16 protein-coding genes are annotated in these 16,101 nt (G+C 31.4%); 14 read left to right on the top strand and 2 right to left on the bottom strand.

Annotated elements, in window-relative coordinates:
• Positions 1-402: 402 nt before the first annotated feature.
• The 14 genes from trmL (at position 403) to B5S50_RS08925 (ending at position 14,434) form a co-directional block, all read left to right on the top strand.
• Positions 403-870, top strand: coding sequence for a tRNA (uridine(34)/cytosine(34)/5-carboxymethylaminomethyluridine(34)-2'-O)-methyltransferase TrmL (trmL, locus tag B5S50_RS08980; protein ID WP_065078400.1), 468 nt, complete (start codon positions 403-405; stop codon positions 868-870).
• 10 nt (positions 871-880) lie between these two features.
• Positions 881-1,720 (top strand): DegV family protein, encoded by an 840-nt coding sequence (locus B5S50_RS08975; RefSeq protein WP_217303623.1) that lies wholly within the window; start codon positions 881-883, stop codon positions 1,718-1,720.
• 173 nt (positions 1,721-1,893) lie between these two features.
• Positions 1,894-3,255 (top strand): RNA polymerase factor sigma-54, encoded by a 1,362-nt coding sequence (gene rpoN, locus B5S50_RS08970; protein ID WP_207644812.1) that lies wholly within the window; start codon positions 1,894-1,896, stop codon positions 3,253-3,255.
• A 134-nt stretch (positions 3,256-3,389) separates the two neighbouring features.
• A complete protein-coding gene (locus B5S50_RS08965; protein ID WP_065078397.1) occupies positions 3,390-4,415 on the top strand; it encodes a sugar-binding transcriptional regulator in 1,026 nt (341 codons plus the stop codon).
• Positions 4,416-4,467: 52 nt separating this feature from the next.
• On the top strand, positions 4,468-5,475 hold the full coding sequence (gap, locus tag B5S50_RS08960) for a type I glyceraldehyde-3-phosphate dehydrogenase (protein ID WP_217303622.1): 1,008 nt from the start codon (positions 4,468-4,470) through the stop codon (positions 5,473-5,475).
• Positions 5,476-5,595: 120 nt separating this feature from the next.
• Positions 5,596-6,792, top strand: a complete 1,197-nt coding sequence (pgk, locus tag B5S50_RS21570) for a phosphoglycerate kinase (RefSeq protein WP_065078396.1) — start codon at positions 5,596-5,598, stop codon at positions 6,790-6,792.
• 21 nt (positions 6,793-6,813) lie between these two features.
• Positions 6,814-7,560, top strand: a complete 747-nt coding sequence (gene tpiA, locus B5S50_RS21565) for a triose-phosphate isomerase (protein ID WP_065078395.1) — start codon at positions 6,814-6,816, stop codon at positions 7,558-7,560.
• Positions 7,561-7,585: 25 nt separating this feature from the next.
• Positions 7,586-9,121 carry a 2,3-bisphosphoglycerate-independent phosphoglycerate mutase gene (gpmI, locus tag B5S50_RS08950; protein WP_065078394.1) on the top strand — a complete coding sequence of 512 codons (1,536 nt, stop codon included), beginning with the start codon at positions 7,586-7,588 and terminating at the stop codon, positions 9,119-9,121.
• Positions 9,122-9,215: 94 nt separating this feature from the next.
• The gene (gene eno, locus B5S50_RS08945; protein ID WP_013240509.1) at positions 9,216-10,514 is read left to right on the top strand and encodes a phosphopyruvate hydratase; all 1,299 of its coding nucleotides are present in this window, start codon (positions 9,216-9,218) and stop codon (positions 10,512-10,514) included.
• A 121-nt stretch (positions 10,515-10,635) separates the two neighbouring features.
• Positions 10,636-10,869 carry a preprotein translocase subunit SecG gene (gene secG, locus B5S50_RS08940; protein WP_065078393.1) on the top strand — a complete coding sequence of 78 codons (234 nt, stop codon included), beginning with the start codon at positions 10,636-10,638 and terminating at the stop codon, positions 10,867-10,869.
• Positions 10,870-11,165: 296 nt separating this feature from the next.
• Positions 11,166-13,304, top strand: a complete 2,139-nt coding sequence (gene rnr / locus B5S50_RS08935) for a ribonuclease R (protein ID WP_065078392.1) — start codon at positions 11,166-11,168, stop codon at positions 13,302-13,304.
• A 33-nt stretch (positions 13,305-13,337) separates the two neighbouring features.
• Positions 13,338-13,811, top strand: coding sequence for an SsrA-binding protein SmpB (gene smpB, locus B5S50_RS08930; RefSeq protein ID WP_065078391.1), 474 nt, complete (start codon positions 13,338-13,340; stop codon positions 13,809-13,811).
• A 203-nt stretch (positions 13,812-14,014) separates the two neighbouring features.
• Positions 14,015-14,140 carry a hypothetical protein gene (locus B5S50_RS21815; protein WP_275507577.1) on the top strand — a complete coding sequence of 42 codons (126 nt, stop codon included), beginning with the start codon at positions 14,015-14,017 and terminating at the stop codon, positions 14,138-14,140.
• A 21-nt stretch (positions 14,141-14,161) separates the two neighbouring features.
• Positions 14,162-14,434 carry a hypothetical protein gene (locus B5S50_RS08925; RefSeq protein WP_023162452.1) on the top strand — a complete coding sequence of 91 codons (273 nt, stop codon included), beginning with the start codon at positions 14,162-14,164 and terminating at the stop codon, positions 14,432-14,434.
• A gap of 178 nt (positions 14,435-14,612) precedes the next feature.
• Here the strand turns inward: B5S50_RS08925 and B5S50_RS08920 are convergent, their stop codons facing one another.
• Together B5S50_RS08920 and B5S50_RS08915 are read right to left on the bottom strand one after the other, a co-directional pair.
• Entirely contained in the window at positions 14,613-15,515 is a 903-nt protein-coding gene (locus B5S50_RS08920; RefSeq protein WP_065078390.1) for a 3'-5' exoribonuclease YhaM family protein, read from the bottom strand.
• 81 nt (positions 15,516-15,596) lie between these two features.
• Positions 15,597-16,097, bottom strand: a complete 501-nt coding sequence (locus B5S50_RS08915; RefSeq protein ID WP_217303621.1) for a GNAT family N-acetyltransferase — start codon at positions 16,095-16,097, stop codon at positions 15,597-15,599.
• Positions 16,098-16,101: the final 4 nt, after the last annotated feature.

Here is a 16,101-nt window from a genome sequence, read left to right as displayed (position 1 = left end):
ACTTAGACTTATCAAAATATTTAATGAACTGAAGGTTGTATAAAATATCCGGAGTATAAGTTGATTTCTATTTAAAAATTTTATAGTGCTTCTAATATAACTGGATTTGGAATAAGATATAGAAAAAATACTATTGAAAAGTTAATCTTAAATAATCCACAACTGTGGATAGATTCCATGGGACACGAAGGAAATCGTCATTATTTGAACTTTGATATTTGGACTTTAAACTTTTTTAAAACTTTGCAGCATTGAATTCTAATTGTAGAGTTAAAAGTATGCTCTTTACTGAAACATCAATATGGAGTAATATATTTAATAGGACTTTTGAACTAATGAGTCCATAAACTTAAAGAAATTATTATTTATATTTTATATGTTGTAATAGAGGAGGAAATAAAATTGAGTTTAAATATAGTGTTATTTCAGCCTGAAATACCACAAAATACTGGAAACATTGCTAGAACATGTGTACTTACAGGATCCAAGCTCCATTTGATAAAACCTTTAGGTTTTAGTTTAGATGAAAAACATTTGAGAAGGGCAGGTCTTGACTATTGGAAGTACCTGGATTTAACTTTATATGATTCTTATGAAGAACTTAGAGAAAAATATAAAGATAGTACTTTTTATTTTTCTACTACTCATGGGAAAAACTTTTATCATGAAGCCAAATTTAAAGATGGGGATTTTATAGTATTTGGAAGGGAAACCTGTGGTTTGCCAGATGAAATAAGAGATAGTGCCCCTGAAAAATGTATAAGAGTTCCTATGATAAAAACAAGTACTCGTTCCTTAAATTTATCTAATACTGTAGCAATAGTTGCCTATGAGGCTTTAAGGCAGATAGATTTTCCCGATATGAAATAAGGAGTAAGTTATGGAAAAAATAAAGATAATAACAGATAGTACAGCAGATTTACCTGAATATATATTAAAAAAGTACGATATAGAAGTACTTCCTCTTATTATTAATTTTGGTGAAGAATCTTATAGAGACGGAATTGATATAGATACTTATGCGCTTTTTAATAAGATGGAAAATAGCAGTATTTTTCCTGCAACGGCTCAAGTAAATCCACAGGTGTTTTTGGATTGTTATAACTCTTATATAAAAAAGGGGTACAAAATAATTTCTATTCATCTTTCATCAAAAATGAGTGGTACTTATCAATCTGCATGTATTGCCAAAGAAACCCTTAAATCAGATGATATAGTTGTAATAGATAGTATGAATGTAACTTCTGGACTAGGAATTCAAGTTATTGAGGCGGCAAAATTAAAACAAGCAGGGCTTGGGATAAAAGAAATAGAAAAGGAAGTTAAGAAAATTTCTACCCATATAAAAAGTACTCTTGCCTTTAACAGCTTAGATAACCTTGTAAGGGGAGGGCGTCTTTCTAAAACAGCTGGAGTTATAGGAAACATTTTGGGCATAAAGATAATAGTTGAAGTGAAAGACGGAGAAATGTCAGTAGTTGATAAGGTAAGAGGAAGCAAGAGAGTTCTTAGAAGTATGTTAGCTTACCTTGATCAAAAAGGAATAAAAAGTGATGAAGGTTTGATATTACTTCATGTAGGAGAAGTAGACATATTGGATTCTCTCAGAGAAAATTTAAATGAGAAAAAATTAGATTTTATAGAATGTGAAGTAGGATGTACAGTTGGGGTGCATTCGGGATCAGGAGCTTGTGGAGTATTTTTTGTAGAGGATTATTAAGATATATATATAGTCTGCAATTTGTAATTTAAGGATCGTAAAGTATTTCATGTATATTACGAATTGCAGAAAAAAATAAACAAAATAAAGTTTTTTACAGCTTCATGATATAATAAAATAAAGAAGCTGTTTTTTTAGTAAAATGTGAGAATGGGAGGTATATAAAAATGAACATGGATTTTGGACTTAACTTAACTCAAGAACAAAAATTAATCATGACTCAGCAAATGCAATTGTCCATAAAAATGCTTCAGATGTCAAGTTTTGAACTTCAGGAATATATAGAAAAAGAATTTCAACAAAACCCTGTCCTTGATGTTAAGGAACCGGACTCTACTGAGATAGAAAAAGACAAATTGGATTATAAGGAAATTATAAAGAGTCTTAATTCAAATAATTTTAGTCATCAAAGCTATCAAAAAAGTGATGAAGAAGAAGTGTCTCCTTTTAACTTTATTTCTCACAAAAAGTCCTTAAAGGAATATTTAAAAGAGGAAATAATGGACTTAAATGAAAAGGATTACGTTAAATCTATATGTTCCTATATTATAGAAAACATAGATCATAGAGGATATTTAGTTATAGAAGAAGGAGAAATAGAAAAAGATCTTAAGATTTCAACAAAACTTGTAAAGTACTGTATAGATATAATTCAAACTTTAGAACCTTATGGAATAGGTGCTAGGAATTTATCCGAATGTCTGAGGATACAGGCAACACAGAGAAGAATAGATGATGAAAATATATTTATAATAATAGACAAATATTTAGAGCTAATTGCGGAAAATAAGTATACTGTTATAGCAAAGAATATGGGGATAAATGTAAAACAGGCTCAGGAATATGGTGATATTATAAAAACTTTCGATCCAAAGCCTTCTAGAGGATTTTATACAGGAGAAGATGTAAAATATATAATCCCAGATGCTTATATAGAAAAAATTGGAGACAAATATTATATAATTATGAATGACGATTTGACACCAAGACTAATCATAAATTCAGTATATAAAGATATAGTTGAAAACCAGGAGGACAAAGAGACTGCGGATTATGTAAAAGAAAAATTAAACAGTGCAGTATTTCTTATAAAAAGTATACAACACAGAAAAAGTACTATATATAAGGTATTACAAAAGATATTGGATTTGCAAAGGGATTATTTTGATTATGGAGAAAGATATTTAAAACCAATGACATTAAAGGATATAGCAAGTAGCATGGACATGCATGAATCTACTATAAGTAGGGCTATAAGGGACAAATATATATATACAAGTAGGGGAACAATAAAAATAAAGGACTTATTTACTACAGGAATATCAAAAGGATTTGATGGAGAAGATGTGTCTGTATTAATTATTAAAAAGAGCATTGAAAAAATAATAAATGAAGAAGACAAGAAAAAACCTTTATCTGATCAACAAATATGTGATTTAGTTAATCAACAAGATATGAATATTTCTAGAAGAACTGTAGCAAAATATAGGGAGGAGATGGGTATAAAATCATCAAAAGGGAGAAGAAGATTTTAATATTCTCCCTAATATTTATAATTGTTGTTAAATTTTTTTCATATTTCTATTTAAAAAATTGTTCATATGTTTTATAATATAAGCGGGACAATTAATAATGCAGTGGGACGCATTTTGACCAAGGAGGCACAGCAGTGGAAGATGTACTTAAATTTGAGCAGAGAATAGTACCTGAATTGGTAAAACTATTAGAGAAAAGATATAACATTTTAAGGACTATATACTATAACCAACCTGTCGGAAGGAGAGTATTAGCCAATAATCTAGGCATAGGTGAGAGAATTGTTAGAACTGAAATAAATTTTCTTAAAGCTCAAGGCTTTATTGAAATAAACACTCCTGGTATGACTATAACGTCGGATGGAGAAGAAATTATAAACAAACTGAAGGATTTTATACACGAATTAAGAGGATTGTCTAAGATTGAGAAATTTATAAAGGATAATTTAGATTTAGAAAATATCATAATTGTTCCCGGAAATTGTGATGAAGATATAACTGTGTTAAATGAAATAGGAAGAGCTGCTGCAAGTTATCTTAAGAATGTGTTAAAAAGTAATGATGTGATTGCAATTACTGGTGGATCCACTATAAAAGAAGTAATTGATAATATGCCTAAAGTTTCTAACATAAAGGATATATTAGTTGTGCCAGCTAGAGGTGGCATGGGTAAAAATGTTGAAACTCAAGCAAATACCCTATCTGCCAGATTAGCAGAAAAATTAGAAGGTACTTATAAATTACTTCATGTTCCTGACAATTTAAGTGGCAATGCGTTAAAGGCAATTATTGAGGAAAAAGATATACAGGATATATTAAAAAGTATATCGAATGCAAATATACTTATGTATGGTGTAGGAATGGCTTGTAAAATGGCAAGGAGAAGAGGATTACCAGAAGAAAAGATAAATAAAATCCAGGCAGATGGAGCAGTAGGAGAAGCTTTTGGATGTTACTTTGATAGAAATGGAAATGTAGTATATTCTACTCCAAGCATAGGAATAGTAAATGAGGAAATAGGTAAAATAGATATATTGATGGCTGTAGCTGGAGGAGTCAGTAAGGCTGAGGCTATTCTTGCTACAGTAAGAAATAATCATAATGGTATTCTTATTACAGATGAAGGTGCTGCTAGGGAAATTGTTAAATTCATAAAGTAAACACAATATATTATTTTAAAATAAATATTTAATTTTTTAGGAGGAATTGTAAATGGTTAAGGTTGGAATTAATGGTTTTGGAAGAATAGGAAGAAATGTATTTAAGGCATTAGTAAAAAGATATGCTAATGAATTACAGGTTGTAGGTATCAATGATTTAACTGATGCAAAAACATTAGCTCACTTATTAAAATATGATTCTTTATATGGTAGATTTGATGGAACTGTAGAAGCAAAAGAAAATTCTATAGTTGTAAATGGAAATGAAATAAAAATATTTGCAGAAAGAGATCCTAAAAATATAGATTGGAATTTATTAGGTGCTGAAATAGTTATAGAATCCACTGGACTTTTTACAGATGCTACGAAAGCCAATGCACATTTGGGAGGATCAGTTAAAAAAGTTCTTATATCTGCTCCAGCTAAAAACGAAGATGCAACAATAGTTATGGGAGTTAACGAAGAAACTTATGATGCTTCTAAACATAATATAATTTCAAATGCATCTTGTACTACAAACTGTCTTGCACCATTTGCTAAAATATTAGATAGAGAATTTAAGATAGTAAAGGGACTTATGACTACAGTACATTCATATACTGGAGACCAAAGACTTTTAGATGCTCCTCATAGAGATATGAGAAGAGCTAGAGCAGCTTGTGAGTCTATGATCCCAACTACTACAGGAGCAGCAAAGGCAGTTGCACTTGTACTTCCTCAATTAAAGGGAAAACTAAATGGATTTTCTCTTAGAGTACCTACACCTACAGTATCATGTACGGATTTAGTTGCAGAACTTTCAAGAGATGTAACAGTAGAAGAAGTAAATGCTGCATTCAAAAAAGCTGCTGAAACTGATATGAAGGGAATATTAGGATATAGTGACGAACCTTTGGTATCTGTAGATTATAGAGGAGATGAAAGATCTTCTATAGTAGATGGACTTTCAACTATGGCTATAGGTGGAAACATGGTTAAAGTTGTTGCTTGGTATGATAACGAATTTGGATATTCAAATAGATTAGCAGATTTAACTAAATACGTTGCCGACAGACTATAATATTATAGGGCCTGGTTTTGTAGTTTTGTCTATGAGGCCGGGCTTTTTTACTACAATAATTTTAAAATCAGTTGTATAATGTTACCGTGAAATAAATTTATAAAGGAGTTGGGAACAGATATGGCTTTTAATAAAAAGACAATTGAGGATGTAGATGTAAGTGGAAAAAGAGTACTTGTTAGATGTGATTTTAATGTTCCACTAAAAGATGGAAAGATAACAGATGAGAACAGGATTATCGGTGCACTTCCAACTATACAATATTTACTGGAGAAAAATGCAAAGGTTATACTTTGCTCACATCTTGGAAAACCAAAGGGAGAGCCAAAACCAGAAATGTCACTGCTTCCAGTTTCAAAAAGGCTTTCAGAACTTTTAAAAAAAGAAGTTGTATTTGCAGCAGATGATGTGGTAGTAGGAGAAAATGCTAGGACTGCAGTTAAGAATATGAAAAATGGAGATGTAGTCCTCCTTGAAAACACAAGATATAGAAAAGAAGAAACTAAAAATGAAGACAATTTTTCAAAAGAACTTGCATCCCTTGCTGAAATATTTGTAAATGATGCTTTTGGTACAGCTCATAGAGCACACTGTTCTACTGTAGGAGTTACTAAATTTTTGGATACTGCCGTATGTGGGTACTTAATTCAAAAGGAACTTAAATTTTTAGGAAATGCAGTAGAAGATCCAACAAGACCATTTATTGCTATATTAGGTGGTGCTAAGGTCTCTGATAAAATTAATGTAATAAATAATTTGCTTGAAAAGGTAGATACCCTTATAATTGGAGGAGGAATGAGTTATACTTTTTCAAAAGCTGAAGGTCATTCCATAGGAACTTCTCTCCTAGAAGAGGATAAATTAGAGTATGCCAAACAGATGATAGATAAGGCAAAAGCCAAAGGAGTAAAGTTACTTTTACCTATAGATACTGTAATAGCAGATAAATTTGATGCAAATGCAAAACCTATAGTTACAGATGGAGTAGATATAAAAGATGGTTATATGGGACTTGATATTGGACCTAAAACCTCTAAGTTATATGAAGAAGCTATAAAAGATGCAAAAACTGTAGTATGGAATGGACCTATGGGAGTATTTGAGTTTGAAAACTTTGCCAAGGGTACTTTTGCTGTAGCTAAAGCAATGGCTGAATCTGAAGCGACTACAATTATAGGTGGTGGAGATAGTGCTGCAGCTGTAAATCAACTTGGTTTTGGAGATAAAATGACCCATATATCTACAGGTGGAGGAGCTTCTCTTGAGTTTTTAGAGGGAAAAGAGCTGCCAGGAATAGCAGCTTTAAATGATAGATAGAAATAAAGGGAGGTAATTTATATGAGAAAGGCAATAATAGCTGGAAATTGGAAAATGAATAAAACTGTAACTGAAGCACTGAAGTTGGTTGAAGAGTTAAAACCTCTAGTAAGTGATGCAAAATGTGATGTAGTTGTATGCCCTCCTTATGTTTGTCTAGATGCAGTTGTCAAAGCAGTAAAGGGAAGTAACATAAAAGTAGGAGCACAAAATATGCACTATGAAGAAAGTGGTGCGTACACTGGAGAAGTAGCTCCTAATATGCTTAAGGATATTGGAATAGATTTTGTAATAATTGGGCACAGTGAAAGAAGACAATATTTTAATGAGACAGACGAGTCAATTAATAAAAAAGTGAAAAAAGCTTTTGAATATGATATAAATCCTATAGTTTGTTGTGGAGAGACTTTAGAAGAAAGAGAATCAGATGTAACAGAAGAAGTTTTAGGGAAACAGATAAAGATTGATCTTGCAGGACTTGAAAAAAGTCAGGTGGAAAAATTAGTTGTAGCATACGAGCCAATATGGGCTATAGGTACGGGAAAAACTGCTACAGACAAACAGGCAAATGATACTATAGCTTATATTAGAAGTGTAATTGCCAAAATGTACGGCAGTGAAACAGCGGAGAAAACAAGAATTCAATATGGTGGTTCTGTGAAACCGGCTACAATTAAAGCTCAGATGGCACAATCAGATATAGATGGAGCGTTAGTTGGAGGAGCTAGCTTAAAGTCAGAAGACTTTGCAAAAATAGTTAATTACTAAATTTTATTGTATTTTGGAGGAAAAGATGAAAAAGAAACCAGTAATGCTTATGATATTAGATGGTTTTGGAATATCTGAAAAAACAGAGGGAAATGCAATTAAAGCAGCCCATAAACCTAATTTTGATAAATACTATAAAAGTTATCCTCATACTGAGTTAGGAGCTAGTGGATTAAGTGTAGGTCTTCCAGAAGGACAGATGGGCAATTCTGAAGTTGGACATCTAAATATAGGTGCAGGAAGAATTGTGTATCAAGCACTGACTAGAATTACAAAGTCCATAGAAGAAAGGGATTTTTTCAAAAATGAAGCTCTAAATAAAGCTATGGATAACTGTCTTAAAAATAATTCATCCCTCCATCTTTTGGGACTTTTATCACCAGGGGGTGTACATTCTCATACGGATCATTTGAAAGGACTTCTCAAATTAGCCAAGGAAAAAGGTCTAGAGGACGTATATATTCATGCGTTTACTGATGGAAGGGATGTACCTCCTTCCTCTGCTGGATCCTATATAAAAGATATGGAAAGTTACATAAAGCAAATAGGAATTGGAGAGATAGCAACAGTATCGGGAAGGTACTATGCTATGGACAGAGACAATAGATGGGAAAGGGTGGAGCTTGCATATAATGCACTTGTATATGGTCAAGGGAAAAAAGCAAAGAGTGCCTTGGAAGCAGTCCAAAATTCCTATGAAGATGGTAAGACCGATGAATTTATAATTCCAACAGTAATTGAAGAACGTGGAAATCCAATTGCTACTATAAAAGATGAAGATTCTATAATATTTTTTAACTTTAGACCTGATAGGGCAAGGCAGCTTACACGAGCTATAAATGATAAGATATTTAAAGGATTTAAAAGAAATAATTTAAATATTGAATTTGTAACTATGACAGAATATGATTCTACTCTGGAAAATGTGGATGTAGCCTTTAAAAATGAACTACATAAAAATACATTGGGAGAATATCTCAGCAGTAAAGGAAAGAGACAACTTAGAATAGCAGAAACTGAGAAATATGCTCATGTAACTTTTTTCTTCAATGGTGGAGTTGAAAAACCAAATGAAAATGAGGATAGAGATCTCATTCCTTCACCTAAAGTTGCCACTTATGATTTAAAGCCTGAAATGAGTGCTAGAGAGGTAACAAGTGAAGTGTTAAATGAACTAAATCAGGATAAATATGATACTATAATATTAAATTTTGCTAATCCTGATATGGTAGGTCATACGGGAAAATTTGAGGCTGCAAAAAAAGCAGTAGAAGTAGTAGATGAATGTTTGGGGAAAATTGTAGATGAAGTTTTAGAAAAAGATGGAACAGTATTTATAACAGCAGATCATGGAAATTGTGAGCAAATGACAAATTATTCTACAGGAAGTCCTATGACAGCACATACTACAAATGAAGTCCCATTTTTATTTGTATCAAATAACTCAAAATCTTTGAGACAAGATGGGATATTAGCAGATATTTCTCCTACAATACTTGATGTTATGGGACTAGAAAAGCCTTCAGAAATGACAGGTAAAAGTCTCATATTAAAAGATTAAACTTAACTAGCTGATTTTTTAAATATGTATATAAAATTAAAATAAGAAATGAAGGGAGTGAAAAAACCGTTGTTTTACATAGCGGTTAGAATTTATGAAAAATTATATAGAAATAGTAGATGTAATGGCAAGACAAATCCTTGATTCAAGATCAAATCCAACTGTAGAGGTAGAAGTTGTATTAGAAGATGGAACTGTAGGCAGATCAGCAGTACCTTCTGGTGCATCTACAGGAGCATTTGAAGCTGTAGAACTTAGAGATGGAGACACTGAAAAATATAAGGGAAAAGGTGTTTTGAAGGCTATTGATAACATAAATAATTACGTAGCAGAAGAACTTATAGGAATGAATGTATTTGATCAGGTACTTATAGATAAGACAATGATAGAACTTGATGGCACAAAAAATAAGGCTAAGTTAGGCGCTAATGCTACATTAGGTGTATCACTTGCTTGCGCAAGAGCAGCTGCTGAATATTTAGGACTAAGCTTATATCAATATATAGGTGGAGTAAATGCAAAAGTTCTTCCAGTTCCAATGATGAACATACTAAATGGTGGAAAACATGCTGATAATAATGTAGATCTTCAGGAATTTATGATAATGCCTGCAGGTGCTCCAAGTTTTAGTGAAGCTCTTAGAATGAGCTCTGAAGTTTACCACACATTAAAATCACTTTTAAAATCCAAGGGCTATGACACTGGTGTAGGTGATGAAGGTGGATTTGCTCCAAATCTAAAATCAAATGAAGAGGCTATACAGGTAATAGTTGAAGCTATAGAAAAAGCTGGATATACTCCAGGAAAAGATATATTTATAGCATTAGATCCTGCTTCATCAGAATTTTATGAAGATGGAAAATACAATTTAAAGGGAGAAGGCAAAGTTTTAACTCCTGCAGAAATGGTAGATTTCTATGTAGATATTGCAAATAAATATCCTATAATCTCCTTAGAAGATGGTATGGCAGAAGAAGATTGGGAAGGATGGGCATTATTAACTGAAAAATTAGGAGATAAAATTCAGTTAGTAGGCGATGACCTCTTTGTAACTAATACAGAAAGATTGAAAAAAGGTATAGATAAAAAAGTTGCAAATTCTATACTTATAAAATTAAACCAAATAGGAACTCTTACAGAGACATTAAATGCTATAGAGATGGCAGAGAGAGCAGGTTATACTGCAGTTGTATCACATAGGTCAGGTGAGACAGAAGACACTACAATAGCTGATTTAGTAGTAGCAGTGAATGCAGGACAGATTAAAACTGGTGCACCAGCAAGAAGTGAAAGAGTTGCAAAGTATAATCAACTTTTAAGAATAGAGGAAGAATTAGGCGAAGTAGCTGAGTACAGAGGACTAGATGCATTTTACAATCTAAACAGAAAGTAAAAAAGAGCCCGGTGTAAAAACACCGGGTTTTTTAAAAAATAGTAAATTGAAATTATTAGATACATATGTTAATATAGTATATGTGTTAATTTAAAATGCAATATGTAGGAGGAAATTACCTATGCACATTTTTTTAGTAATTTTACAGCTGATAATTGGAGTTATGCTTATAGCAGTTGTGCTGATGCAGCCAGGTAAAACTAACGGGTTGAGTGGACTTATATCTGGTGGAGCAGGTGAAAGCTTTTATTCAAGAAATAAATCAAGGACTTCAGAAGCAATGTTAGTAAGAACAACTGTTATACTAGCTATATTATTTGCAATTATATGTGTAGTGCAAAATTTCATAAAGTAATTTAGATAGCAGTTTGTATAAATAGGGTATATGTTGCTCTATTTATTTTTTTGTGTAGAGTTTCTAAACGAAAAATCAACTTATACTCCGGATATTTTTTACAACCTTCAGCTCGTTAATATTTTGAATTGTAAAAGCATGCCTACGTGTAAGTTGATTTTTAAGTTACGAAATAAATTCTATAGGTTATTGACTTATAGTGTAGGTATAATATATTATTATTTTAAATAAAAAATTTGGGTAATATTGAATATTTTTACCATAATTAAGTCAAGATAATAGTAGGTGGTGAAAAAATGAATATAAAAGAAGCAATTATAAATTTTATGGAAGAACAGGCTTATAAGCCTATGAATATAAGGGAATTAGAGAGCATATTTTCTGTAACAAAGGCTGAAGCAAAAGATTTTAAAAAGGTATTGGATGACTTGGAAAAGGAAGGATTGGTAGTTAAAACACGCAGAAAAAGATATGGAATACCGGATAGAATGGGACTTGTAACAGGTAAGTTTCAGGGACATCAAAAAGGATATGGTTTCGTTATACCAGAAAATGAAGGAGCAGATGTATTTGTTCCATCTTCCTATTTAAATGGCGCCATGAATGGCGATAAAGTAGTAGTAAAGGTAACGAAGATGGAAGATAAAGGTAAAAAATGTGAAGGAGAAATTATAAGAGTATTAGAAAGAGCCAATAAAGTAGTTATAGGCACGTTTGAAGACAGTACAAATTTTGGATTTGTGGTACCAGAAGAAAAGCGTATATATCAAGATATATTTATACCTAAGGAATGTAGAAAAAGTGCCCAAACAGGTGATGTGGTAGTTGCAGAAATAACTGAGTGGCCTGAAAAAAGAAGAAATCCAGAGGGGAAGATAATAAATATATTAGGTAAAAAAGGAGAAAAGGGAATAGACATATTGACCATAATAAAAAAGAATAACTTACCTGAAGAGTTTCCTATAAAAGTTCAGCAATATGTTGAAAATATATCTGAAGAAATTCCAAAGGATGAGTATGATAGAAGAACTGACTTAAGAGATTTACTTACAGTTACAATAGATGGAGAAGATGCTAAGGATCTAGATGATGCTATATCCTTAAGTAAATTGCCAAATGGAAATTACTCCTTAGGTGTCCATATAGCCGACGTATCCAACTATGTAAGGGAAAAAAATCCATTAGATAAAGAGGCATTGAAGAGAGGAACTTCTGTTTACCTTATAGATAGAGTTATACCTATGCTTCCTAAGAAACTTTCAAATGGTATTTGTAGTTTAAATCCTAATACAGATAGACTAACATTGAGCTGTCTCATGGAAATAGATAAAACTGGCAAAGTAGTACAGCATAATGTTGTGGAAAGTGTAATTAGAAGCAATGAGAGGATGACCTATACTGACGTAACAAAAATACTAAGAGATAAAGATGCTGAGACTATGGAAAAGTATAGTTATTTAGTGAACATGTTTAATTTGATGGAAGAATTGTGTAAAATTTTAAACAAAAAGAGAACGGGAAGAGGAGCTATAGATTTTGACTTTCAAGAATGCAAGATAATTTTAGATGACTTAGGTGTGCCTGTAAAGATTGAGCCTTATGAAAGGGGAATATCTAACAGGATAATAGAAGAGTTTATGTTGGTGTGCAATGAAACTATAGCTGAGCATATGTTTTGGACCAATTTACCTTTTGTATATAGGATACATGAAGACCCTGATGAGGAAAAATTAATGCATTTTAATGAGTTTGTACATAATTTAGGATATGTGATAAAATGGGGGCAGGAAGTCCATCCTAAAGCCCTACAGGATATTATAGAAAAAGTAAAGGGTAAAAAAGAAGAGATTGTGGTGAGTACTTTGCTACTCCGTTCTATGAAACAGGCCAGATATTCATCGGAGTGTGTGGGCCATTTTGGACTGGCAGCTAGATACTACTGTCATTTTACATCGCCTATAAGAAGATACCCTGACTTAATTATTCATAGAATTATTAAAGAATTTATAAATGGTAGGTTAACTGATAATAGAATAAAAACATTGGTAAAAGAAGTAGACTATGCTGCAAAACAATCTTCTGAAATGGAAAGAGTTGCTCAAGACGCTGAAAGAGAAGTAGATGATCTTAAAAAGGCGGAATATATGAGTAAAAGAATTGGGGAAGAATTTCAAGGAATAATATCTTCAGTTACTAATTTCGGAATGTTTGTAGAACTTCCAAATACGATAGAAGGATTAGTTCATATGAGTACTTTGGAAGATGACTATTATGTATATGATGAAAAACATTTAAGCCTTGTAGGGGAGAGAAACAGAAACATTTATAAATTAGGTGATGAGATAAAAATTCGAGTATTAAAAGTTGATATGTTCGCTCATGAGATATATTTTGAAGTGGTAAAGGAAATAGATGATGAAGAAAATGGGGACTAGGTAAACAGACGTTATGAAAGGGGATGGGATGCTTTGACTAATAAAAAGTCTAGTAATAAGACTCTTGCAGAAAATAGAAAGGCAAGGCATGATTATTTTATTGAAGAATCCATGGAAGCTGGAATAGAACTGGTTGGAACAGAAGTTAAATCTATAAGAGAAGGTAAATGTAACTTAAAAGATAGCTATGCTGAAATAAGAAATGGTGAGATATTTATATGTAATATGCATATTAGTCCTTATGAACAAGGAAATATTTTTAATAAGGATCCATTAAGAAATAGAAAATTACTTCTTCATAAAAATGAGATAATTAAATTGCAGCAATATACAGCCCAGCAGGGATATACTCTTGTGCCAATGTCTCTTTACCTTAAATATGGTAGGGTAAAAGTAAATTTGGCAGTAGCAAAGGGAAAGAAAAACTACGATAAAAGAAATACAATGCTGGAGAGAGCTGCTAAAAGGGATATAGATAGACAGATGAAAGAGAGATCTAAATATTAGGGTAGGTAGTCATATAAAATAGTTAAGGAATCATATTTCAGTGAATATGATTTCTTTTTTGATATTTTTTACTGAGTTTTTAAATGTTTATTGGTTACTTAAAGAATTTCCTAGGTTAGTTGAAATTATGAATTGTAGTATTAATTGTATCTATAGGTTATACTATAGATATGGACATAAGTATAAATTGGGAGGTGGTTTATTTGGGACGCAAAAATGGAGGCAGAGGTAAAAATAAGGACTTAACTGATTTCAGATATTTACTTAATAAAGATGAAGAAAAAATTAGTGATAGTAAAGAAGAGAAAAATAAGGATAAAGAAGATTAGTCTAATTCTAGGAGGGATGTTATGAAAAATACTTTAAAAGGAATTGAAGTTCATTGTGATGATTGTGGAAAAACATTTAGAATAGAAAAACTAGAAACAGATTGGGTAAATGATAGTGTTAGAAGGACTTATTTTGAATGTCCACATTGTAAAAAAAAATATACTTCATTTTATGAAGATGCTAAGGTAAGAGAAAATATTAAAGATATACAGAAGCTGCAGAAAAAGATGAATGGTATCGTTGCGCAGAATAGAGAAATAATGGAGAGTTTAAAACAAAAATATGAAGCGTAGAAGTACACCTGTTTATTTTACATATTTGTAAAATAAACACAAATAATGCAATAAAATTAAATGAGAAAATAGCATTATTTTTAGAAAATATGTTACCCCCTAGATAATATAATTATTTAGAGGGCTTTTAGGTGATCAAAATTGGATGAATATTTTAAATTTATATCGTTTGTTTTATTTATAAGTATAATTTTGTTTGAATTCTTCTATCAAATTCTGACCAATTATCAGGTTCAGTTTCATCCTTTATCTGACAAATCTTATTCATAGTAGCATCTATGGAATCAGCATAGTTAACTATAAATGATTCTTCTGTTTTCATTTCTCTTGGAGAACCAAATTCAAGTTTTCCATGATGCTGAACAATACAGCCTTTTATTCTCATTATAAAATCCTCTGAATACAGTGTAGGATTTTCCCTAATAGCTTTATCTAATAACTCTACTCCAATAACAATATGACCTTCCATTTCTCCTCTAAGAGTATATTTAAAAGGGCCATCATAATACAATTCATAAACTTTTCCAATGTCGTGGAGTTTTGCTGCTAACATTGCCATTTCTGTTCTCCTGCAGTTATACCTTTCACAAAGCACAGCAGTTAAATACATAACGTTTAAGGTATGTTCTGCAAGGCCTCCTATATAATTATGATGCATGGAAACACCACCTATTCCTCTTTTAAATTTATCTAGAAATAGTTCATCTTTAAAAAAATAATCGTTTAAAGTTCTAGCTTCTTTAGAAATAATATATTTATTTGTATACAGTTCAATTTCCTCCATAATATCTTCAATAGGCCTTTTTGCGGTTGGAAGATAATCTGAAATATTATAATCACAAATTAGTTTATAGTCCTTTATATCTAGAATATTACTTTTAATTCCTTCAGCCTCGAGTACTGTTCCTTGTGTAATATTTTCATTTTTATTTGGCATATTAGCTTTTATTTCTCCACTTTTATCGGCTAATATACATACAATCTTAGAAGCATCTTTAAATATTATTTTCATTACCATTAATGATAGTTTTACATTATGTCCATTTTCTATATTACTTAAAAAAAGCTCTTTTTTATTCATATGTTCCTCCCAATTAAATGTCTTTTCTAAATGTAGTATGTGTAAAAAGTTCATTTATATCAATTTCTAATTGAATGTGCTCTATTTGCTTAATATTTTTTCATAGCAGTAGAATGGCTTTTCTTTTCCATTAAAGTGGATTTCTCCAACAAAATTATAACTGCATTTTTTAAAAAGAGCTTGCATCTTTGCATTTACTGAATAAGTATCTGTTTTTAAATATTTTATATTATTTTTTAGAGCAAGGTCTTCTGTAAATTTCATTAATTCAGTGGCAATTCCGCATCTTCTATAATTCGGGCTAACTGACATTCTATGAAGAACCAAACAATCTTCATTTAATGACCAATTTAATCCATTGTATTCAGCTGGTTCTATTTTATTGATGCACAGGAAACCAACTAATTTTTCGTTCCTCTCTACTACAACTAAATTTTCATTTTGAATATCATCAACAAAATCTTTTTTTTGAGGGTAATTTTCATCCCATTGAGTATTGTTATAAGTACGCATTTCTATAATAGTTTTTCTTATGATTTCCATAATATCCTTTATATCTTCCATAGTTGCTTTTCTTATCACAAGT

Source organism: Clostridium sp. 001, assembly GCF_019056555.1.
Lineage (GTDB): Bacteria > Bacillota > Clostridia > Clostridiales > Clostridiaceae > Clostridium_B > Clostridium_B ragsdalei.
Note: the sequence above shows the minus strand (reverse complement) of the source record. Positions and strands in the feature narration are given on the sequence as shown.